The sequence below is a fragment of the Arthrobacter sp. TMN-49 genome (genome assembly GCF_054511095.1).
Genome location: NZ_JBTNDH010000029.1, coordinates 24,192 through 44,210, shown reverse-complemented (window position 1 = coordinate 44,210; position 20,019 = coordinate 24,192). Strand labels below are relative to the sequence as shown.

Below are 20,019 nucleotides of genomic sequence, written 5' to 3'. Positions count from 1 at the left end.
CTTGGCCACGGGAGTGCTCACGTCCCTGGGTGGGTGCGTTGAGGGGGTAGGTTTCGATCCCGACACTGTGGATCAGCTTTCGGGTGCGGTCCTGATAGATGTCATTGCTGTTCTGGAGGAAGCCAAGAATGCCATGGCCGCCGCCCAAGCCCACGCGCAGACGCTGTTTGTTGCCCAGCAGCGCCTTGACCAGGCTCGTGCAGGAGTTCCCAAGGACAAACTGGGCCGGGGTATTGCCCATCAGTTGGCCCTGGCCCGCCATGAATCTCCCCACCGTGGCCGCCAGTTAGGTGAGTTCTCTGAAGTGTTGGTGCGCGAAATGCCTTACACCATGAGGGCCTTCGCTCAGGGGCGGATCAGCGAGTACAAGGCCGGAATCATTGCCAGGGAAACAGTTTTCCTTTCCCTGGCGGACAGGGCCCACGTGGATCAGTCCATCTGCGCGGACCCGGACACTGTCGGGCTCCTGGGTAATAGGGAACTGGGCGTCGCAGCCAAAAAGGCCGCCTACACCCTGGATCCTGAAGCCTTTGTCAAGCGCCATGAGAAGGCTGTGGGGGACAGGTACGTTTCGCTCCGGCCGGCCGCCGACGGCATGACCTACCTGAGCGCACTGATACCGCTGAAACAAGGGGTGCGTATTCTGGCCACCCTGACCAGGGTTTCCGACAGCCTCAAAGCATCCGGTGATGAACGGGGCAAGGGACAAATCATGGCTGATGCGCTCATGCACCGCCTGCTCCAGCATGCCCCGTGCGATGACGGTGCCGGTACGCTCGGTGACCACCGGGGCGTGCCGGTAGGTGGCAAAGCAGTCACCCAGGCACGTTTACAGGCCGCAGATTCACGGGGCAGCACCCCCAGCCAGTCGTTGTGCACCACGGTCGATGAGGCCAACATATCCCTGGAACTGGTCATGACCGACAGATCACTTTTTGGCAGTGCCAACGAACCAGCCGTGCTCGTTGGCTACGACCCCATTCCTGCACCCCTTGCACGCAGCATGATTCTTGGTGATCGCGGGTCCACGCCGGAAGTGTGGCTCAAGAGGCTATTCACGCATCCGGACACCAACCAGCTGCTGGCCATGGATTCCCACGCCAGATTCTTCCCGGAGGGCATGAAGGAGTTCCTTCGACTCCAAGACCAACACTGCCAAACACCGTATTGCGACGCACCCATACGCGAATACGACCACATCAAGTCCTACGCGGCCGGCGGCACCACATCCCTGAACAACGGCCAAGGCCTGTGTTCGGACTGCAACCAAGCCAAGGAAGCACCAGGATGGACCTCCACCAAAGACACCGAGGCAACAGCCCCAGGCCAAGGCCCTCCAATCACCGAAATCACAACACCAACAGGCCACCGATACATCTCCACAGCACCCCCACTACCAGGCCCCCAACCACGCCACAACAAACACCAGCACTAACTCACCCCCGGCGGGGTGTGCGTCAGGAATATAGCTGATCGCTTTTAAGTCTGTGGTCGCGCAAGTCCGGGCCGCCGCCATCGGATACGTAGTCGTAAGGAAGGCGATGGCACCCTTGTTCAGTTGAGCGGCTGGACCAGTTTGAATATGGCTCCTGTGCAATCGCTCAGCCCGGCAATCCGTCCGTACGGGGAGTCCTCCGGCGCATTGATGACGGTGGCACCCAAGGTGAGGGCCAAGGCGACGGTGGCGTCGACGTCGTCCGTTTGAAAGTACACCAGCCAGTTGGAGGGAACTTCATCCGGCAGGTAGCCCGCGGCATCCATAATCCCGGCCAGTTCCCGTTTGCCGCTGACCAGGTTGGTGTAGCGGAACTCGGGAGTGTCACTCATGACGGAGGTCTGCAAGCCAAAAACGTCCTTGTAGAAGCCCACCGCAGCCGGATAGTCCTTGCTGTGCAGCTCATGCCACGCGGCGGCCCCGGTTTCCTCGTGAGCCTGAAATCCTGTGTGGCCACCAAATTCCCACAAACCCACGGAGGCGCCGCTGGGATCGCCCAGCATGGCCATTTTGCCTTGTTCGGGCACCTCCATGGGTTCCAGATATGAGATGGCGCCGGCGTTGGTGGCCGCTGCCATGGACGCGACAATATCATCCACTCGCAGGTATGTGCTCCACACGTCGGGGTAGCCTTGGCCGCCGTCTTGGCTCTGCATCAGTCCGGCAACGCTCTTGCCGTCCTTGAGCGCCATGGTGTAGCCGCCGTACTTGTCTTCATCCCCCACCTCGTAGTCCCAACCAAAGAGGGCTGTATAGAACTCGCGTGATCGGCTGATATCGGAGGTCATTAGGTCAATCCAACACGGCGCTCCGGCCGGGAAATCTTGCAAGGTCATGGCAACTCCAAAATACAAGTTGTTGGCTAGGGACAAGGGAAGACTATGCCCGCAGGCAAGGTGGGGGCAAGGGCAAAAAGCGCCTACCGGGTGAATATTTTCCCACCGTGGGGTGGGTGGATTCATCCGGTAGGCGCTTTTAGTGCACTTGTGCCAAGAAGGCTTGGGCCCAAGGCCCGGTGGGGACTAGCGCATGTTCACAAACTGCAGGTCCGCGTCTTCGAACTTACGCAGCATGGCCATGACTTCCTGGAGGTCGTCGCGGCTCTTGGAGCTCACTCGCAGCTCATCACCCTGAATGGTGGACTTGACGCCCTTGGGGCCTTCGTCGCGAATCAGCTTGTTGATCTTCTTGGCCACGTCCTGGGCAATGCCCTCGACGATCTCGGCCTCGAGGCGGTATTCCTTGCCGGAGGCGTAGGGTTCGCCAGCGTCCAGGGACTTCAGGGAGATGCCGCGCTTGATCAGCTTGGATTCGAAGACGTCCATGATCGCCATGACGCGCTCCTCGGAGTTGGCCTTGAGAAGGATTTTTTCGCCGCTGAAGTCGATCTCAGCCCCAACACCCTTGAAGTCGTAGCGCTGGACTACTTCCTTCTGGGCCTGGTGCAGCGCATTGGCGACCTCTTGCTTGTCGACCTTGCTGACGACGTCGAACGTTGACTCACTAGCCATGATTCCTCCATGTACGTGCAAACTTGAGCAATTGATTTGAATCTAAGCCTAGCGCCCGAGGGCCCCAAAGCGAGCGAAGCGAGGTTTTGGGAGGGCGTTAGGCGCTAGCGCCCGAGGGCCCCAAAGCGAGCGAAGCGAGGTTTTGGGAGGACTCGCCGGCCAGAAGTGGTGCCCGCCGTTCACAGTTCGTTCTAAGGCTCTATATTGTCCGTACACATTTGCGATTGACACAGTAGAAGTTGTTCAGACCGCCAGCAATAGAGGAGGACCGATGGCCACCAAGGACCGCGCAACGTCAGCGCCTGACAACGAACCCACGCCGTATGTGGCTTGGGAGGGTGTTTCGAGTGCTAAGACTCGGCCCGCCAAGAAAACTGTAGGAGCCACAGTAGGAACAGCAATGGCTGCGGCAACATTGGCTGCTGTGACGGTTTTGAGTGGCCCCGCGCTGGCTGGTGCGGCAGCGTCGGGTGCGAATTCAGGCAGCATCATCAGTTCACCGCCCAACTCCGCCTCCTCCAGGATCGCCGGCGTTCACGAAGACATGGTCAGGGCCGTAAAACTTGGTCAGATCACCTCCGAGCAGGCGGCATTCTTGGAAAAACAGCTAGTTAAGCGGATCCAAGCGGGCACCCAGAACGTGGCGTAGTGCCCAAACCGGGGCCGGGAAACCGCAGTTTTGCCAGGCGAAGCTGAGCTGTCCGGCAGTCTCAAAAGCTCCCGATTCGGTTTTTCGCCAAAACCCTAGTACAGTTTTACTGCTCCCACTTGTTGGGGGCGAAAGTTGAACCCGTTGTTGAGGTTTGACTGGCCACGGCAGATTACCCGAGCGGCCAAAGGGGGCTGACTGTAAATCAGCTGGCAACGCCTTCACTGGTTCGAATCCAGTATCTGCCACCAAACGGGAAACCCGGAACCAATGCGAGAAATCGTTTGGGTTCCGGGTTTTTTGTGTTCTGTGCCTGTGAGGTGGCTGACGGAACTACAGTTAAGGCATGGAATACGTTGTGCCGCTGGTCATTGTGCTGGTCGTTGTCATTGTTGTGATTGTCGTGACCCGTTTTGTGGGACGACGTGACCGGACCGAAGCGCCGCTCGAGGCGGGCGCAACGCCAGGCACCATTTCCAAGCCGGCGACGTCGTCACGTCGCGGCAAGGCGATCACCCGGGAAGCTGCCGAGGCCGCCAGCGGCAGGCTCACACCCGAACAGCACCGGACCATCTACTCCTTGATAGCCCAAAACCAGGTGCTCACCGCCGTGCAGGTGTATCGCAAGGCCACCCGCCTGGGCCTGGCCGAATCCGCTGGCGCCATCGCGGCGCTGGCACAATTCCCGCAGCCGTCGCCCGAGCCGGCAACACCTGCCGTCGCGGACACCGTGCTGACGGTTGAAGACATTATCAACGCGGCCCCGCTACCGACAGCCGTGGAACCAGTGCCCCAGAAGGCGCAGGTCATTCCGGCCGCTGCGGCCAGCAAGTACCGCTACCGGGCCATAGTGACGCGCGGCGACGAGGTTCGTGAGGTGGCCAGCACGCGTCTCAACGAGGAGATTTTCGGCCAGATACGCAATCTGGCCCAGACCGGAGATTACGACGGCGCAGCCCGCCTTTTGTGCGACCACGCCGACATCGGCGTCACCGAGGCCTTGGAATTTGTGTCAATGATTGAGCCGAACACCTAACCTCGTGGGCGGCGCCAGGAACGTAATGTTCACGCGGATTCGGAGTAGTTGGCTAGAGTGAATCGTTGCATCCACAACTTTCGTCTTGGTCAAACTCCCGGGGGACACATGAACCATTCCGCAAACGCGCCCACTCACGCCCTGCGCCGGCGCCTGATGATTGCTTTGACAGCATTGGCGCTGGTGATCCCGCTGGCCAGTATTCCCGCCAACGCTCACGCGGCCATGTCGGCGGGGCGGGTTGCAAGCTTCTCCGCCAGCCCGGCAACCGTCGTCAAAGGTAAGACCATCACCGTGGCTGCCCAAGCGCAGCGATACTCCGGAAAAGCCTGGGGTAAGACAGGTGCTTTGACGGCCGCGGTGTATTTTGACGCCGACGGGGCAACCCCCAACAAGGCCGTTCGAACGTTTAAGAGCAACTCCACCGGAAACCTGAAGACAACATTCGCCGCCTCGGCATCAGGAAAATGGTCCATCAGGTGGGCCAAGCAGGGCTCCGTTGCTGCGGCGTCGAGCGTGCAGAAGTACGTGAAGGTTGTGCCGGCACCCAAGGCAACATCAGCAAAACCGGCCAGCAAATGGAATTGTCCAGCGTGGGCTCCCATCAAGGGCAACGCTCCCAGCAAGATCTACCACCTCAAGGGCCAGCGCCTCTACCTGAAAACCACCCCTGAAATCTGCTTCTCAACTGAGGCGGCGGCGAAAGCAGCCGGTTACCGGAAATCCAAGGTTTAATTCAGAACTGCAAATAAAAACGCCCGGCTCCGCAACGGAACCGGGCGTTTTTGCGCGCGCACCACTAACTGGCTACTGCATCGCTCTCAAGCACAAAGCCGTCTTGATGGTGGATAAGCTGGCGGCCCATGCCGGCGTCGAGCTGGATCCAGAGGCATTGACGGTCACTGCTGAGCGTCTCCACGCGGCCGGACAGGCGCCAGCCGCGGTTGTTGACCAAGGCAACGGGTTGGTCCCGCATCATCGCCGGCCATACCTCGTAATTCTCGGGATTGATGAAGGCGCGGTGGTGAACGGGGCGGATCATGGGGTCTCCTGAGGTGAAAGTCATCGCTGCTTCCTTTTCTATAGTCAATAACGCCAGTATGCACGCGCCGGGTGAATTGGCTGTGAATAATATGTGACCTCACGGCGACTTTTCCTTGAAGTTGCCCTGGACGCCCACGTACGCCCACCTAGGTCAATGTTCGACGCCGGGCCCCAGTTGATTCTGAAGCTTCACCGCCGCATCACGGGGAGGTGGCTGCGCGATCAAAAAGATGTTAGGCTACCTAACTATGAACGACATTGAGCTTCAAGACCTGGCCCGCCGGTATCGGGAGATTTTGCGCCAAGCCGTTTATCTGGTCCGTTCCATTGATGCCGACGGTGAACTAAGCACCGGCCAGGTGAGTACCTTGAACATGATTGCCACAGAACCGTTGCGGGTGAGCGTCATAGCCCGCAACGCCGGCATCCGTGTCCCCAGCGCCACCGAACAGGTCATCAAACTCGAAGGGCTGGGCTTGGTCAACCGGCTGGCGGACGAATCCGATGCGCGCGTGGTCTTGGTTCGCCTCACGGAGGCCGGGCGGAGCGCACTGGCGCAGGCCAATGCGCGCCGCAATGCCACGATGGCTGCGGCGCTGAAGACTCTGAACCCCGACGAGCGCCTGGCCGTGGCCAAGGCGATACCCGCCATTGCCAAACTCAACGACGCCCTGGCCGGCTGATCGCGTCGGCACATGCCGCCGTCGAACTCTAAGAAACACCAGTACTGAGGAGAAACCGTGCACGGCACAACGGCAGTTAAATCTGCCCACGAAATAGAAGACGTGTTGGCGAACGAGAAACGCTCCATGCTCAAACAGCCCAAGGCCGTGTGGGCGGTGACGTTCGCGGCCGTGTTCGCGTTTATGGGCATTGGCCTGGTGGATCCGATTTTGCCGGCCATTGCCGAGAATCTGGCAGCCACCCCCAGCGAGGTCTCACTGCTTTTCACCAGTTACTTCCTGGTAACGGCCATCGCCATGTTGCTCACGGGGTTCGTGTCATCACGCATTGGTGGGAAGAAGACGCTCCTCATTGGCCTGGGCATCATTGTGGTGTTCTCCGCCTTGTCGGGCTTCTCCAACACTGTCGATGAGCTTGTTGGCTTCCGTGCCGGGTGGGGCCTGGGCAACGCCTTATTCGTGGCTACATCGCTGGCCGTCATGGTGGGGGTTGCCTCCGGCGGTGCGGCCACGGCAATCATTTTGTACGAGGCCGCCCTAGGTTTGGGGTTGTCCCTGGGCCCGCTCATGGGCGCCCTGCTGGGCGGGTGGCAATGGCGTGCGCCCTTCTTTGGCACAGCAACGGCCATGGTCATCGCCTTCATTCTGGTCATCATCATGCTGCCCAAGACACCCGTGCCCGCAACGAAGACGCGGCTGCGTGACCCACTGTTGGCGTTGGGCCACAAGGGTCTGCGCACCACGGCCGGCAGCGCCTTGTTCTACAACTACGGGTTCTTCACCATCCTGGCATTTGTGCCGTTCATCTTGGGCTTCGACGCCTATGGAATTGGTGCCGTGTTCTTTGGCTGGGGCGTGGCCGTGGCCGTTTTCTCGGTGTTCGTGGCACCCCTGGTCCAGCGCTGGTTTGGGCCCACCCGGGCACTCATGGGTTCCTTGCTGGGCCTGATGGTGATTCTGGTTGGCATAGCACTGGCCACGGGGCACTCAATTACTGTCATTGTGGTCCTGACGGTTGCTTCGGGGGCCCTGCTGGGCATCAACAACACCCTGTTCACCGAAATGGCCATGTCCGTTTCGGATTCCCCGCGGCCCGTGGCCAGTGCGGGGTACAACTTCATTCGGTGGATGGGAGGCGCCCTGGCGCCGTTTATGGCGGCCAAGATCGCTGAGCACTTTAACGCCGCCACCACGTTCTATGTTGCGGCGGCGGCGGTGCTGATTAGTGCCTGTGTCATCTTCGGCGGCCGCAGATTCCTGACGGCGCACGCGCCGCACAGGGTCTGAAGTGTTATTCCCACTCACGCGTTGAGCGAAACTACAGCCAAGAACGTGGTTACTCACGTACGGTTAAAGCATGGCTACAGTTGATATCACCACAGAAACTTTTGGTCCAACCATCGAGGGTAACGACATTGTGATCGTTGACTTCTGGGCGTCTTGGTGCCAGCCCTGCCTGCGCTTTGCGCCCACCTTTGCGGCGGCCTCGGAGAAGCACGACGACGTCGTGTTCGCCAAGGTGGATACCGAAGCCGAGCAGCAGCTCGCCGCCGAAGCAGACATCACCTCCATTCCCACTCTGATGGCGTTCAGGGAAAAGGTGCTGGTCTTTGCCCAGCCCGGTGCGCTCAACGGCACTGAGCTCGATGAGGTCATCACAGCCGTCAAGGCGCTGGACATGAGCGAGGTCCATGCCGCTGTTGCCGCCAAGCAGGCCGAGGGCGATCCCGTCCAGTAGCGTTCTTCACAGAGGCCCTCGACGTTGGCAGCTCGGGCTTGCAGGCGCAGAGTCAGACTTATGCCCGCCGAGTCAGACGTAGCGCCGCATCAGTTTCGCGGCCTTCCGTCTAACTCGAGGTGGGCGCCATTCGTTGTTAGAGCCGTGCCAGCTTGACCGGCTCGGCCAACAGGGCGCTGAGGGACTCTTCGAGATCCTGCACGGCGATGCCCTTGCCGTGCTTTTCAAAGTCGCCCTCGGAAGCCCACTGCTCAGTCAGGACGATCTTTTCTTCGGATTCCTCCGTGATCTCATACAGAATACAGCCGGGCTCCTCAACGACCTGTTCAATCGCGATCTCAAGGGCGAGCTTCACTCGGAAGAATTCGCCCTCATTGGGGATAAACGTGGACTGTAGGTTGATGATCTCGCTCATGCACCAAGCCTAGGCGATGCCGGGGCCGGGTCTGGAAGCGATTCCGCAGTGTGAACCATTCCGCCCGGTGCGTCAGTGCCGGCGGTGGTCTTGGATACCCAGGCGGGGACCAAATGCGGGCTTTCGAAATCCGCTCAGATACAGCATGCGCACCACCCGTTGCCGGTGCCCGCGCCACGGCTCCAGAAGTTCCAGCATGCCAGCGTCGTCCACCGGTTTTCCAGCCAGTGCCCAACCCACGTAGGCGGCCAGATGGTAGTCGCCCACGGCCACTTGATCGGCGTCACCGTGCGTGCGTTGGGTGACTTCCGCCGCCGTCCACACGCCAATTCCGGGGATGCTGCGCATCTTCGCGCCCGCTTCTGTTGGCGATAGTTGCCCCAAACGCTCCAATCCCGACGCCGATCGGAGCATCCGCAGGACTGTTGCCGACCGTTGTGGTCCAACGCCTGCCTTGTGCCATGACCAGGAGGGGATTGCCGCCCATTGGGCGGGTGCGGGCGCCACCAAAAGATCGTGGGGAACTGTGGGGTCGGTCCCGGCGCCGGGGGCTTTGGTGCCGAAGGTGCGCAACAGTGTTGCGTAGCTGCGGTGCGCCTCCAGTGAGGTGACCTTTTGCTCCAAGATGGCCGGGATGAGTGCGTCAACCATGCGCCCGGTGGCGGGCAGCCGCACAGCACTGTGACGGCGTCGGGCCTCCCTCACTGGGCGGGGGAGGGTGGCTGCAAACGCGGGGGAGTCGAAGGCTGACCAGTCGTCGTGAATTCCCAGCAGCGCCGGCACCGAAACCAGGGCCTGCTCGGAGCCCGGCCCCCAGGAGCGGATCCGCAGTTCGCGCCCGTGCTGGGTGATACCCACGGTGGCCGGACCAGCAGCTGTGTTGAAGGCCAGCCACGCCGCATGGGGTGCCAGGTGAATGGTCTTATCGCCGGGGCCGCGGCCTATGATGCCCAGAGTCTCGTGCAGGGAGTAGGGGCCGCCAGCATCCCACAGCATGGTGGGTCCTTCGGCGGCAGTCATGAATCCATGGTCGCACGTGGGGCCGACACCTGGCCCTACATGGTGCGGCTGCCTCAATACGCGGCTCAGGTAATGAGTGACTGGGCAGTTTGCGCCAGGATTTCCCGGCATGCCAACAGTGCCGGACGGCGGCGGCTGGCACGCCGGACGGAAGTGAAGACAGTGCGCCGGGGGAGACCGGGCAAATCGATGAGGGTCAGTGCCGGCGGGCGCCCTGTCCACATGAGATCGGGCATCAGCCCCACCGCATTGCCTGACTCGATGAGCCTGATCTGCGCCTGCAGATCGGCTGTTTCAAAGCGCACATCGGGTTCAAATCCGGCCTGCCGGCACGCCTGCTCGGCCCAATGCCGGGACGCGGCCCCGCGCGGTTCCATGACCCACGGCAGATTTGTTGTGTCCGCAAGGTCCGTGATGGGAGCTGCACACAGCCGGTTCATACCACCAGCCACGCCCTCGGAGGGCACCGCCAGCCGGATGGCGTCAGTGGTGAGGGTGATCTTGTCCAGTTCCGGGTGCAGGGGTGCTGCATGGCCGGGATACTGTTCGGCCACCACCAAATCAAAGTCTCGCGCCCACGTCTCGTAGAGGGCAGTTTCCGGTTCGCGTTGGACCATTTCAATGCGCACATCCGGGTGGGTTTGCGCCATGGACGTGAGCAGGTCGGGAAGCAATGCCAGGGCCGCAGATTGAAAAACAGCCAACTTCACCGTCCCGGTCACAGTGGTCAAGGAGGCGGACAAGTCAGCTTCGGCCCGTTCCAAGGTCGCCAACAGCTCGGTGGTGTGTGCCACAAGGATTTCAGCCTGGGGTGTGAGTTGCACGCGCCGACCAACTTTGAGCAGCAACTTGACCCCCACCTCCTTCTCCAACTGGGCCAGCTGCTGGGACACGGCGGAGGGGCTGTATTGCAGTGCCGCAGCCACATCGGCCAGGGTTCCGCGAATGTGTAATTCACGCAGCAAACGCAGGCGTCTGACGTCCAACATGGGCACCTCCGGAAGAGTTAGTAGAAATGATCAATATCCATCATAAATCACCACTTTTGCTAATTGAACAAACGTCTCATACTGGTGATTACCAAAGATTTTTGTCCCCACTCCTGGCACCAACAGAAATGAGTGCATCAGCAACCATGACAAGTTCCGTCACAGCGGCCACCTCCGCAAGCATTCCGGTTCCCAGCAACGATCTTGCACAGGAAACCGTCGCCCTTGTCCGGCACTGGCTCAATGAAGCTGCCAAGTTCCCGGCCGATGTCTCCGCCCAACGCCTGGCAGGTGTTTTGAAGGACCCCAACGGCCTTGACTTCACTGTCGGCTTCGTTGACGGTGTGATCCGTCCCGAAGACCTCACCGTTGCCGCGCGCAACCTGGCCATCCTTGCGCCCAAGGTTCCGGCGTTCTTGCCGTGGTACATGCGTAGTGCCGTGCGCGTGGGCGGTGTCATGGCACCGATCGTGCCGCAGATTGTCATCCCGATCGCCCGCAAGGTTCTCCGCGAAATGGTGGGCCACCTGATCGTGGACGCCACGGACGCCAAGCTGGGCCCGGCCATCGCCAAGATCCGGGCCGGCGGAGCCAAACTGAACATCAACCTCCTGGGCGAGGCAGTGTTGGGCGACCACGAAGCCGCCCGCCGTCTTGAGGGAACCCTGAAGCTGCTGGCGCGGGACGACGTCGACTATGTCTCCATCAAGGAATCCTCCACGGTTGCCCCCCACTCACCCTGGGCCTTCGACGACGCCGTCGATCATGTCGTGGAAAAACTGACCCCGCTGTACACGCTGGCCAACTCCTTCCCCCGGGCCAAGTTCATCAACCTGGACATGGAGGAGTACAAAGACCTCACCATGACCATCGCCGTATTCAAGCGCATCATGGACAAGCCCGAGTTCAAGCACCTTGAGGCCGGCCTGGTGTTGCAGGCGTACCTGCCCGACACGCTTTCCGCCATGATCGAGCTGACGGAATGGGCCACCAAGCGCCGCGCAGAAGGCGGTGCCGCCGTGAAGGTGCGCATCGTCAAGGGCGCCAACCTGCCCATGGAACAGGTACAGGCTTCGGTCTTCGGCTGGCCGCTGGCCACCTGGGGCACCAAGCAGGACTCGGACACCAACTACAAGCGCATCGTGAACTACGCGCTGACCCCCGAACGCATTGACGCCGTCCACGTTGGCGTGGCCGGTCACAACCTCTTCGACGTGGCTCACGCCTGGTTGCTTGCCAAGCAGCGCGGCATCGACACCACCGCCGGTCGGCTGGAATTTGAGATGCTGCTGGGTATGGCCACAGGCCAGGCCGAGGCTGTCCGCAAGGATGTTGGCTCGCTGCTGCTGTACACGCCCGTGGTCCACCCGGGTGAGTTCGACGTCGCCATTGCGTACCTCATCCGCCGCTTGGAGGAGGGTGCCAGCCAGGACAACTTCATGTCAGCCGTTTTCGAGCTCTCCGAAAATGAGGACCTGTTCCAGCGTGAGCAGCAGCGGTTCCTGGCCTCCCTGCAGGAGCTGGACACCGCTGTCCCGCCCACCAACCGCGTCCAGGACCGCAACCAGCCTGCCGCTGATGCGCCCACTGATTCCTTCGCCAACACCCCCGACACCGATCCGTCGCTGGTGGCCAACCAGGCCTGGGGCAAGGACATTCTGGCCCGCATCCCCGGTTCGGTCCTGGCCAACGACATCGTGGCAGCCACCACCGTCACCGATCTGGCCGAGCTGAACCGCATAGTCGACACCGCCGTCGACTCGGGTAAGGCGTGGGGCGCCATGAGTGGTGCCGAGCGCGCAGCCATCTTGCACCGCGCCGGTGATGTGTTGGAATCCCGCCGTGCGGCGTTCATGGAGGTCATGGCCTCCGAGACCGGCAAGACGCTGGACCAGTCCGACCCCGAGATCAGCGAAGCAGTGGACTTTGCGCACTACTACGCCGAGCGCGCCAAGGACTTGGAAACAGTTGACGGCGCCACGTTTGTCCCGGTGAAGCTGACTGTGGTGACGCCGCCGTGGAACTTCCCGCTCGCCATCCCGGCCGGTTCGGCCCTGTCCGCGCTGGCTGCGGGCTCCGCAGTGGTTATCAAGCCCGCCCGTCAGGCCCAGCGCAGCGGATCCCTCATGGTTGAGGCCCTCTGGGACGCCGGGGTGCCCCGCGAGGTGCTGGCACTTGTCCAGCTGGGCGAGCGGGAGCTGGGCAAGGCACTTGTGGCCCACCCCAGCGTTGACCGCGTGATCTTGACCGGCGGCTACGAGACGGCTGAACTGTTCCGCAGCTTCCGCACCGACTTGCCGTTGTTGGCCGAGACATCAGGCAAGAACGCCATCATCGTCACCCCCAGCGCCGACCTTGACCTGGCCGCGAAGGACATTGTCCAGTCCGCGTTTGGGCACGCCGGGCAGAAGTGCTCAGCAGCTTCCCTGGTCATCATGGTTGGGTCAGTGGCGAAGTCGGCCCGCTTCCGCAACCAGCTGATCGACGCCGCCTCCAGCCTGAGCGTCGGCTACCCTGAAACGGCAACCACCCAGATGGGCCCGGTCATCGAACCGGCAGCCGGCAAGCTGCTCAAGGCCCTGACCACCTTGGACGAGGGCGAAAGCTGGGCCATCGAGCCCGTGCAGCTCGATGACACCGGCCGTCTCTGGTCTCCGGGTGTCCGCACAGGCGTTGTGGCAGGATCCACCTGCCACCTGACCGAGTTCTTCGGCCCCGTGTTGAGTGTCATGGCGGCGGACACGCTAGAAGACGCCATCGCGCTGGTCAACCAGGTGGACTACGGCCTGACCAGCGGCCTGCACTCCCTGGACTCCGCCGAAATCGGACTCTGGCTGGACACCGTCCAGGCAGGAAACCTCTACGTCAACCGTGGCATCACAGGTGCCATTGTGCAGCGCCAGCCGTTCGGCGGGTGGAAGAAGTCCGCTGTTGGTGCAGGCACCAAGGCTGGTGGACCCAACTACCTTGTTGGTTTGGGCTCGTGGGAGTCTGCTGAATCCACGGCCACCGAGCCGTTGGGTGACGCGGCCACCAAGATGCTGGCCGCAGCCACCGAGCTTTCGGCCGCGGAGCAAGCATTCTTGTTGCGATCGCTGCACAGCGACGCCGCAGCATGGTCTGCCGAGTTCGGCGTGGCCAAGGATGTTTCGGCACTGTCCGCCGAACGCAACGTGTTCCGCTACGTGCCCTTGAACCCGCTGGTTCGCCTGGCGCAGGGCGAGTCGGTTGCGAATCTTATCCGTGTTCTTGCGGCAGGCATCACAGCCGGCGCCACCCCGGAAGTCTCCTCCGCCGTCGCACTCCCCAACGCCATTCAGGCGCTGCTGCTGAGCCTGCGCATCAACGTCACTGTTGAGAACGACGAGGAATGGCTGACCACGGCCCGGAACTTCGGTGCCGGCCGCATCCGCCTGATCGGCGGTGACGCCAGTGCTGTGTACGAAGCAAGCGGCGGACGCCCGGACCTGGCCATCTACCCCGGCAACGTCACCGAGGCTGGCCGCGTTGAAATGCTGCCGTTCCTGCACGAGCAGGCAGTGAGCATCACGGCGCACCGCTTCGGCACTCCGAACCACCTCTCGGAGGGCCTGATCTAGACCCCACCCGCTCTCCTCCTTTCGCGCCCGTCCCAACGGGTGCGAAAGGAGGAGACGGCTGCGGATCAGGACTGCGAAACGCGAACCATGTTCCCCGACGGGTCGCGGAACGCGCAGTCACGCGGCCCCCAAGGCTGATCCGTGGGCTCCTGGAGAACTTCTGCGCCAGCGGCAGTGGCCTTCTCAAAGGTCGAGTCGAGATTGTCGGTGCTGAACACGAGCATGGGCAGCACCCCCTTGGTGAGTAGCTCCGCCAAGGCGTCGCCGTCAGCCTTTGAACGGCCAGCATGAGGTTCGGAGATGACGATCCCCAGTCCTGGTTGAGTGTCCGTGCTGAGCGTGACCCAGCGAAAGTCACCGGACTTGACGTCATTGCTGACGTTGAGGCCGAGGGCGTCGCGGTAAAAAGCGATTGATTCTTCGGCGTCGTTGACTGTGATGTTGGTGTACTGAAGTGAAATAGCCATAGGACGAAACTATCCCCGGGAAGCGCTGCTGCGCTTCTCCATTCCTGCTCGACTTCTTAGCCGCGGTTGCCCCTGACCGGCCGGGTCGTGTTTTTGGCAAAGCACGGGGGCATGGCCTCGATGGCGCTGTGTTCCCGGCTCCTGTAGTTGCTGGGTGTTTCGCCCATGATCTCGGTAAACCGTGTACTGAAGGACCCCAGCGACGTAGCGCCGACGCTCATGCAGGCATCCGTCACTGACATGCCGCCGCGCAACAGCGCCGCGGCCCGCTCGATGCGGCGGGTCATGAGGTAGCTGTAGGGTGTTTCGCCGTAGGCGTCCTTGAATTTTCGGGAAAAGTGGGCCGTGGACATCAACGCCTTGGCGGCGATGGTGGATACGTTCAGGGGCAGGGCGTAGTCCCTGTCAATCATGTCCCGTGCCCGGCGCAGATGCGCCAGATCGGCCAGCTCATCGGGTGTCATGGCTTGAGGCTACCAGCCGGCGGCGAGGGCGTGGCGAAGTTCCTGCACCCAGAGTTCCGCCTCCCGAGGTGAGCGCAAGCGGACAATGTGCAGGTGCGGTTGTGTACGTTCCAGCGCCGGTACGGCAACCTTGAACTTGTTGCGGGTCCGCCAACCCCAGCGGATGATGTGGTCGCGGTCGGTGAAAACTGCACGGAGCGGGCCCTCGTAGTTACCGTTCCACAATTCCTGGTGCCGCAGCCTGCGCCGGATGGTGCGCCGGATTAGGCGCCACATGGATGTCCGGAACGAAAAATCCAGCCAGATCAACGTATCTGCCCGCTCCGCCAGCATGACCCTGACCATATTGTATTGCCATTCGCTCACCCAGCCGGGGCACCTGGTGAGGACTTCGACGTCGTCCACGAAGCTCTCCCGCGGCACCCAGTCGGGGCCGTGGAACAGGCTGTCAAGCTCCGTGTGGGGCACCTGAAGAAGCTCCCCCAGACGGGACGCGAGCGTAGTCTTTCCTGCGCCGGTGACGCCGGCGATCAAGATTCGTTGGGGCCGCAGCGGCAGCGGATTGAGGGCGGAGAGCACCCGCTGATTCTATGAGGGCAGCCGCCAGGCCCGCAATCATTGTCGGTCGAGCTCAGGCGTTGGCCTCAGCAAAGGTCTTGAACGCCTGCATTGACTTGTAGCTTTCCTTCCGGAAGCTGGCACCGAACAAGGCGCCGACGACCTTCATGAAGCCTTTCAGCTCAAAGATGTTGTGGGCCACCCACTGGGTGGAAGCACCGTCAATGTCAATGAACTGGTTTGCACAGATATTGTGCACACCGTTGGCGTCGTAGGTTGCGTCAAAATGATCTGGCAGCTCCCTGCGCACAATGGTTTCCACCATTTCCAGGGTGCCGCGCCCGCGTTTGAACGTGAGCCGTGAGGTGGTGCCGGCCTGCCCTGGAACGCCTGTCAAGGCTTCGAGGGAGAGCAGGCCCTCCATCCATTGCGACATGGTGTCGGGATTGTCGAACAGCTCGATGAACCGTTGCCGGGGGACGTTGACAATGATGTCTTGGGTGTAGTCCATGGCCGAATCATATACCCCGTGTGCGGCAGAATGGAGGGGCTGTGCGCCCAGTGGCCGGCACTGACGTAACGAGCTGTGGTCATGGCGGCCGCTTTACCGATACGTTTGAACTCATGAAGTACGCGAACTCAGTCCTTGACCTGATCGGCAACACGCCGCTGGTGAAACTTAATAAGGTCACCGACGGCATCAAGGCCACCATTTTAGTGAAACTGGAGTATCTGAATCCGGGCGGGTCCGCCAAGGACCGCATCGCCGTGAAGATGCTGGATGAGGCTGCCAGGGAGGGCCGCATCAAACCCGGCGGCACGGTGGTGGAACCCACCAGCGGCAACACCGGCGTGGCCATGGCCATGGTGGCCCAACAACGCGGCTACAAGTGCGTTTTTGTTGTCCCCGACAAGGTGGGCGAAGATAAACGTGCTGTGCTGAAAGCGTATGGCGCCGAGGTGGTGGTCACCCCGACGGCCGTGGCACCGGACAGCCCCCAGTCCTACTATGGCGTCTCCGACAGGTTGGTGAAGGAAATCCCCGGCGCCTACAAGCCCGACCAGTTCTCCAACCAAAACGGGCCGTTAAGCCACTACGAAACAACGGGCCCGGAGATCTGGGCCGACACTTCCGGGAAAGTCACCCACTTCATCGCCGGCGTGGGCACCGGCGGGACCATTACCGGTACGGGCCGCTTTTTGCGGGAGGTCTCCAGAGACCGGCCCGCCGCTGATGGCGGGGAAGTTCAGATTATTGGCGCCGACCCCGAAGGTTCGGTGTATTCCGGCGGCACGGGACGGCCCTACCTTGTTGAAGGGGTGGGCGAGGACATGTGGCCATCCTCCTATGACAAGAGCGTCCCGCACCAGGTCCTCGCCGTGAGCGACAACGACAGTTTTGCCATGACCCGGCGCCTGGCCCGGGAAGAAGGGCTGCTGGTGGGCGGCTCCTCAGGGATGGCTGTCGTGGCGGCCTTGGAGGCGGCCAAAGACCTGGGTGAGGACGCCGTCGTCGTTGTCTTGCTGCCGGACAGCGGCCGCGGCTACCTGGCGAAGATCTTTGATGACTTGTGGATGCAGTCGTACGGTTTCTTGAAGGCCACGGATGAGCCGGCCATTGGGGAACTGCTCAGGGCCAAGACGGGGCGGATGCCGGATCTGGTCCACATCCACCCGAACGAGACGGTCCGCGACGTCATCAGCCTGATGGCCGAATACGGTGTCTCACAGATTCCCGTATTGTCGGCCGAACCACCTGTCGTCATGGGCGAGGTGATTGGTTCGGTGGATGAGCGCACCCTCACCGGCAAACTTTTCCGCCACGAAGCCAAACTGACAGACAAGATCACCGAGCACATGCAACCCGCACTTCCCATCATCGGCTCCCTGGAACCCATCGCCGCGGCGCGTGCCAAACTGCAGGACGTGGACGCGCTCATGGTGACGTTCGTGGGTGCGCCGGTGGGTGTGCTGACCCGCCACGACCTGCTGAACTACCTCAACGACTGACTTTCCACCATGCTAGGAGACAACAATGACTGAAGGATTCAACACCCGCGCCGTTCACGCCGGACAGACCCCGGATCCCACCACGGGTTCTGTCATTCCGCCGCTGTACCAAACCACCACCTTCGCACAGGACGGCATTGGCCAGCTGCGCAATGGATATGAGTACGGCCGTGGCACCAACCCCACCCGCGACTCGCTCCAGTCCCAGCTCGCGGCGCTCGAGGGAGGGGACTTCGCTTTCAGCTTCGCCTCGGGGCTGGCGGCCGAGGACGCCTTGATCCGCGCCCTGCTGGCTCCCGGCGATCACATCGTCATGGGCAATGACGTTTACGGGGGAACGTACCGGCTGATCAACCGGGTCTTGTCCGTGTGGGGCATCAGCAACGCTGCCGTGGACATGAACGACGCCGGTGTGCTGGCTGCCGCTGTAGCCGCGGGCGGGCGAGAAGGTAAGACGAAGATGGTCTGGGTGGAGACGCCGTCGAACCCCATGATGAAGATCACCGACATTGCCGCGCTCGCCGAGGTGGCACACGCCGCCGGGGCGCTGCTAGTGGTCGATAACACCTTCGCCTCCCCGTACCTGCAAAACCCGCTGGCTCTGGGGGCCGATGTGGTGGTGCATTCGACCACCAAGTACATTGGGGGGCACTCGGACGCGTCCGGCGGGGCCATCATCCTCTCCGACCCCGAGGCCGCCGAGAAGATCGGCTTTGTGCAGTTTGCCGTCGGTGCCGTCTCGGCCCCGATGGAGGCGTGGCTGACCACGCGCGGGCTCAAGACCCTTGGCGTGCGCATGGACAGGCATTGCAGCAACGCCCAGGCCATTGCCGAATGGTTGCTGGCGCGCCCCGAAGTGGAACGTGTGCTTTACCCCGGCCTGCCCGGCCATCCCGGACACGAGCTGGCGGCCCGGCAAATGCGCGGCTTTGGCGGCATGATTTCGGTGCAGTTCAAGGGCGGCGAGGCGGTAGCCCGGAAGGTGGCCGAGTCCACGAAACTGTTCACCCTGGCCGAGTCGCTGGGCGGCATTGAATCGCTCATGAACTACCCGTCCGAGATGACGCATGCCTCGGTCAAGGGCACCAAGCTGGCCGTGCCGGTGAACTTGCTCAGGCTGTCGGTGGGCATTGAGGACGTCGCCGATCTCATCGCAGACCTGGAGCAGGCACTAGCCACCCTCGACTGACACCCACACACTACAGACGCTCTCGCAGCAATGGTGCCATTTCTACAAACGCTATCGCAGTCAGTGCGAGAGCGTTTCTGAAAATCCAGCCATTGCTGCGAGAGCGTCTGTCGTTGTTGTTGGGGGTGTCGCTGATGCTGAAGCCGGTGGCTGAATTATGCATACACTATCGAATTGCATAAACCGGTGACAATTGGGTAACACTTGACTGATTTGTGTATCGATTTGGTTTCGACGTATGGTTAATCATGCCCTACGGGGCGGGTGGCACTTTTTTGCCCCACGAATGCCCGGACCTTCCAACACCGCACACCGTCATGCGGAAGGTCTCGGAAACAACCTCCATATCTATAGGTTGGACGGTGGCGCACGGATGTCCGGGGACGGATGGAGCGCAGGTGGCCTTTGGGAGAACGCATCCATGAAAAACTCTACAATTACACGCAATATCGGCCGCGTTTTGGCCATCGGTGCCCTCGCCGGGGGCGGGCTGGCAGTTGCCGGAACCGGGGCCAATGCGGCCGACGGCGGCACCTGGGATTCCTTGGCGCAGTGTGAAAGCGGCGGCGACTGGGCCATCAACACAGGCAACGGGTTCTCCGGCGGGCTGCAGTTCACCCCCAGCACCTGGGCTGCCTTCGGCGGCACCGGGGCACCGGAGAGTGCCTCCCGCGAGCAGCAAATCGCCGTGGCAGAACGCGTCCAGGCTGGCCAAGGCTGGGGAGCATGGCCTTCCTGCGCCGCACAGCTTGGCTTGAGCGGTGGCGGCGGGGAAGCTTATTCACCCGCAGCCGTTCCGGCAGCACCTGCGCCAGTCGCTGCACAGTCCGCTGAGGTAGCACCCATAGAGCAGGCCCCAGTCGAGGTGCCGCTCCAGCAGGCACCAGTGGAGCAGGCTCCCGCTGCAGAGGCCCCCGCCGCACAGGCACCGGCCGCTGTTGAGGTCGCGCTCAGTGGCGAGACCTACACCATCGAGTCCGGCGACACCTTGAGCATCATTGCCGACAAGCTGGGCATCGAGGGTGGTTGGGAGACGCTGTTCCAGGCAAATGCCGACACAGTGATCCATCCCGACCTCATCTTCACCGGCGCTGTGCTGCAGCTCCCGGCCTGATAAACACTGCCCCAAGACAATCTGACCCGCAGAAAACG

General features: G+C 61.9%; 21 protein-coding genes and 1 tRNA gene. 12 read left to right on the top strand and 10 right to left on the bottom strand.

Features of this window, described 5'->3' with window-relative positions; genetic code table 11:
- On the top strand, positions 1–1,435 hold a 1,435-nt coding region (locus ACX80E_RS13310; protein ID WP_459302481.1), incomplete at its 5' end, for an HNH endonuclease.
- A 119-nt stretch (positions 1,436–1,554) separates the two neighbouring features.
- Here the strand turns inward: ACX80E_RS13310 and ACX80E_RS13305 are convergent.
- Both ACX80E_RS13305 and ACX80E_RS13300 read right to left on the bottom strand, forming a co-directional pair.
- A complete protein-coding gene (locus ACX80E_RS13305; protein ID WP_459302479.1) occupies positions 1,555–2,331 on the bottom strand; it encodes a VOC family protein in 777 nt (258 codons plus the stop codon).
- Between the two features lie 186 nt (positions 2,332–2,517).
- On the bottom strand, positions 2,518–3,006 hold the full coding sequence (locus tag ACX80E_RS13300; RefSeq protein ID WP_459302478.1) for a YajQ family cyclic di-GMP-binding protein: 489 nt from the start codon (positions 3,004–3,006) through the stop codon (positions 2,518–2,520).
- Between the two features lie 400 nt (positions 3,007–3,406).
- Between ACX80E_RS13300 and ACX80E_RS13295 the strand changes: the two genes are divergently transcribed.
- From ACX80E_RS13295 to ACX80E_RS13280, 4 genes are all read left to right on the top strand, one after another.
- Entirely contained in the window at positions 3,407–3,655 is a 249-nt protein-coding gene (locus ACX80E_RS13295) for a hypothetical protein (RefSeq protein WP_459302477.1), read from the top strand.
- A 166-nt stretch (positions 3,656–3,821) separates the two neighbouring features.
- Positions 3,822–3,906: transfer RNA gene (locus ACX80E_RS13290), tRNA-Tyr, on the top strand.
- 95 nt (positions 3,907–4,001) lie between these two features.
- On the top strand, positions 4,002–4,691 hold the full coding sequence (locus ACX80E_RS13285) for a hypothetical protein (protein WP_459302476.1): 690 nt from the start codon (positions 4,002–4,004) through the stop codon (positions 4,689–4,691).
- Between the two features lie 108 nt (positions 4,692–4,799).
- Positions 4,800–5,426 carry a sunset domain-containing protein gene (locus ACX80E_RS13280; RefSeq protein WP_459302475.1) on the top strand — a complete coding sequence of 209 codons (627 nt, stop codon included), beginning with the start codon at positions 4,800–4,802 and terminating at the stop codon, positions 5,424–5,426.
- Positions 5,427–5,490: 64 nt separating this feature from the next.
- On the opposite strand, the gene ACX80E_RS13275 is transcribed toward ACX80E_RS13280, so the two are convergent.
- Positions 5,491–5,757 carry a hypothetical protein gene (locus tag ACX80E_RS13275; RefSeq protein ID WP_459302473.1) on the bottom strand — a complete coding sequence of 89 codons (267 nt, stop codon included), beginning with the start codon at positions 5,755–5,757 and terminating at the stop codon, positions 5,491–5,493.
- 226 nt (positions 5,758–5,983) lie between these two features.
- On the opposite strand from ACX80E_RS13275, the gene ACX80E_RS13270 reads away from it, so the two are divergent.
- The 3 genes from ACX80E_RS13270 to ACX80E_RS13260 all read left to right on the top strand — a co-directional run bounded on the left by ACX80E_RS13270 (position 5,984) and on the right by ACX80E_RS13260 (position 8,156).
- Positions 5,984–6,418, top strand: coding sequence for a MarR family winged helix-turn-helix transcriptional regulator (locus tag ACX80E_RS13270; RefSeq protein ID WP_459302471.1), 435 nt, complete (start codon positions 5,984–5,986; stop codon positions 6,416–6,418).
- Between the two features lie 57 nt (positions 6,419–6,475).
- The gene (locus tag ACX80E_RS13265; protein WP_459302470.1) at positions 6,476–7,705 is read left to right on the top strand and encodes an MFS transporter; all 1,230 of its coding nucleotides are present in this window, start codon (positions 6,476–6,478) and stop codon (positions 7,703–7,705) included.
- Positions 7,706–7,775: 70 nt separating this feature from the next.
- Entirely contained in the window at positions 7,776–8,156 is a 381-nt protein-coding gene (locus ACX80E_RS13260; protein ID WP_459302469.1) for a thioredoxin family protein, read from the top strand.
- Positions 8,157–8,292: 136 nt separating this feature from the next.
- Here ACX80E_RS13260 and ACX80E_RS13255 read toward each other — a convergent pair whose 3' ends face one another.
- The 3 genes from ACX80E_RS13255 to ACX80E_RS13245 form a co-directional block, all read right to left on the bottom strand.
- On the bottom strand, positions 8,293–8,571 hold the full coding sequence (locus tag ACX80E_RS13255) for a putative quinol monooxygenase (protein WP_459302468.1): 279 nt from the start codon (positions 8,569–8,571) through the stop codon (positions 8,293–8,295).
- A 72-nt stretch (positions 8,572–8,643) separates the two neighbouring features.
- Positions 8,644–9,591, bottom strand: coding sequence for a DNA-3-methyladenine glycosylase family protein (locus ACX80E_RS13250; protein WP_459302467.1), 948 nt, complete (start codon positions 9,589–9,591; stop codon positions 8,644–8,646).
- Between the two features lie 65 nt (positions 9,592–9,656).
- Positions 9,657–10,580 (bottom strand): LysR family transcriptional regulator, encoded by a 924-nt coding sequence (locus ACX80E_RS13245; protein WP_459302465.1) that lies wholly within the window; start codon positions 10,578–10,580, stop codon positions 9,657–9,659.
- A gap of 146 nt (positions 10,581–10,726) precedes the next feature.
- Here ACX80E_RS13245 and ACX80E_RS13240 point away from each other — a divergent pair, with 146 nt between their 5' ends.
- Positions 10,727–14,179 carry a bifunctional proline dehydrogenase/L-glutamate gamma-semialdehyde dehydrogenase gene (locus ACX80E_RS13240; protein WP_459302482.1) on the top strand — a complete coding sequence of 1,151 codons (3,453 nt, stop codon included), beginning with the start codon at positions 10,727–10,729 and terminating at the stop codon, positions 14,177–14,179.
- A gap of 65 nt (positions 14,180–14,244) precedes the next feature.
- Here ACX80E_RS13240 and ACX80E_RS13235 read toward each other — a convergent pair whose 3' ends face one another.
- Genes ACX80E_RS13235 through ACX80E_RS13220 form a run of 4 tightly spaced genes read right to left on the bottom strand, consistent with a single transcriptional unit; the run spans position 14,245 to position 16,179 of the window.
- Positions 14,245–14,646, bottom strand: coding sequence for a VOC family protein (locus ACX80E_RS13235; protein ID WP_459302463.1), 402 nt, complete (start codon positions 14,644–14,646; stop codon positions 14,245–14,247).
- A gap of 56 nt (positions 14,647–14,702) precedes the next feature.
- Entirely contained in the window at positions 14,703–15,110 is a 408-nt protein-coding gene (locus tag ACX80E_RS13230; RefSeq protein ID WP_459302462.1) for a helix-turn-helix transcriptional regulator, read from the bottom strand.
- A gap of 9 nt (positions 15,111–15,119) precedes the next feature.
- Complete coding sequence (locus tag ACX80E_RS13225; protein ID WP_459302461.1) at positions 15,120–15,689, bottom strand: P-loop NTPase family protein; 570 nt, start codon at positions 15,687–15,689, stop codon at positions 15,120–15,122.
- 52 nt (positions 15,690–15,741) lie between these two features.
- Positions 15,742–16,179: an SRPBCC family protein gene (locus ACX80E_RS13220; protein WP_459302460.1), complete on the bottom strand. Its 438-nt coding sequence runs from the start codon at positions 16,177–16,179 to the stop codon at positions 15,742–15,744.
- 113 nt (positions 16,180–16,292) lie between these two features.
- Between ACX80E_RS13220 and ACX80E_RS13215 the strand changes: the two genes are divergently transcribed.
- The 3 genes from ACX80E_RS13215 (at position 16,293) to ACX80E_RS13205 (ending at position 19,981) form a co-directional block, all read left to right on the top strand.
- Complete coding sequence (locus tag ACX80E_RS13215) at positions 16,293–17,678, top strand: cystathionine beta-synthase (protein WP_459302459.1); 1,386 nt, start codon at positions 16,293–16,295, stop codon at positions 17,676–17,678.
- 25 nt (positions 17,679–17,703) lie between these two features.
- Positions 17,704–18,867, top strand: a complete 1,164-nt coding sequence (locus tag ACX80E_RS13210) for a cystathionine gamma-synthase (protein WP_459302458.1) — start codon at positions 17,704–17,706, stop codon at positions 18,865–18,867.
- 421 nt (positions 18,868–19,288) lie between these two features.
- Entirely contained in the window at positions 19,289–19,981 is a 693-nt protein-coding gene (locus ACX80E_RS13205; RefSeq protein ID WP_459302457.1) for a transglycosylase family protein, read from the top strand.
- Positions 19,982–20,019 lie beyond the last annotated feature (38 nt).

Coding starts and splice junctions, on each gene's coding strand:
- ACX80E_RS13305 (WP_459302479.1), bottom strand. CDS start 2,331: ATGACCTTGCAAGATTTCCCGGCCGGAGCGCCGTGTTGGATTGACCTA.
- ACX80E_RS13300 (WP_459302478.1), bottom strand. CDS start 3,006: ATGGCTAGTGAGTCAACGTTCGACGTCGTCAGCAAGGTCGACAAGCAA.
- ACX80E_RS13295 (WP_459302477.1), top strand. CDS start 3,407: ATGGCTGCGGCAACATTGGCTGCTGTGACGGTTTTGAGTGGCCCCGCG.
- ACX80E_RS13285 (WP_459302476.1), top strand. CDS start 4,002: ATGGAATACGTTGTGCCGCTGGTCATTGTGCTGGTCGTTGTCATTGTT.
- ACX80E_RS13280 (WP_459302475.1), top strand. CDS start 4,800: ATGAACCATTCCGCAAACGCGCCCACTCACGCCCTGCGCCGGCGCCTG.
- ACX80E_RS13275 (WP_459302473.1), bottom strand. CDS start 5,757: ATGACTTTCACCTCAGGAGACCCCATGATCCGCCCCGTTCACCACCGC.
- ACX80E_RS13270 (WP_459302471.1), top strand. CDS start 5,984: ATGAACGACATTGAGCTTCAAGACCTGGCCCGCCGGTATCGGGAGATT.
- ACX80E_RS13260 (WP_459302469.1), top strand. CDS start 7,776: ATGGCTACAGTTGATATCACCACAGAAACTTTTGGTCCAACCATCGAG.
- ACX80E_RS13255 (WP_459302468.1), bottom strand. CDS start 8,571: ATGAGCGAGATCATCAACCTACAGTCCACGTTTATCCCCAATGAGGGC.
- ACX80E_RS13250 (WP_459302467.1), bottom strand. CDS start 9,591: ATGACTGCCGCCGAAGGACCCACCATGCTGTGGGATGCTGGCGGCCCC.
- ACX80E_RS13245 (WP_459302465.1), bottom strand. CDS start 10,580: ATGTTGGACGTCAGACGCCTGCGTTTGCTGCGTGAATTACACATTCGC.
- ACX80E_RS13240 (WP_459302482.1), top strand. CDS start 10,727: ATGACAAGTTCCGTCACAGCGGCCACCTCCGCAAGCATTCCGGTTCCC.
- ACX80E_RS13235 (WP_459302463.1), bottom strand. CDS start 14,646: ATGGCTATTTCACTTCAGTACACCAACATCACAGTCAACGACGCCGAA.
- ACX80E_RS13230 (WP_459302462.1), bottom strand. CDS start 15,110: ATGACACCCGATGAGCTGGCCGATCTGGCGCATCTGCGCCGGGCACGG.
- ACX80E_RS13220 (WP_459302460.1), bottom strand. CDS start 16,179: ATGGACTACACCCAAGACATCATTGTCAACGTCCCCCGGCAACGGTTC.
- ACX80E_RS13215 (WP_459302459.1), top strand. CDS start 16,293: ATGAAGTACGCGAACTCAGTCCTTGACCTGATCGGCAACACGCCGCTG.
- ACX80E_RS13210 (WP_459302458.1), top strand. CDS start 17,704: ATGACTGAAGGATTCAACACCCGCGCCGTTCACGCCGGACAGACCCCG.
- ACX80E_RS13205 (WP_459302457.1), top strand. CDS start 19,289: ATGAAAAACTCTACAATTACACGCAATATCGGCCGCGTTTTGGCCATC.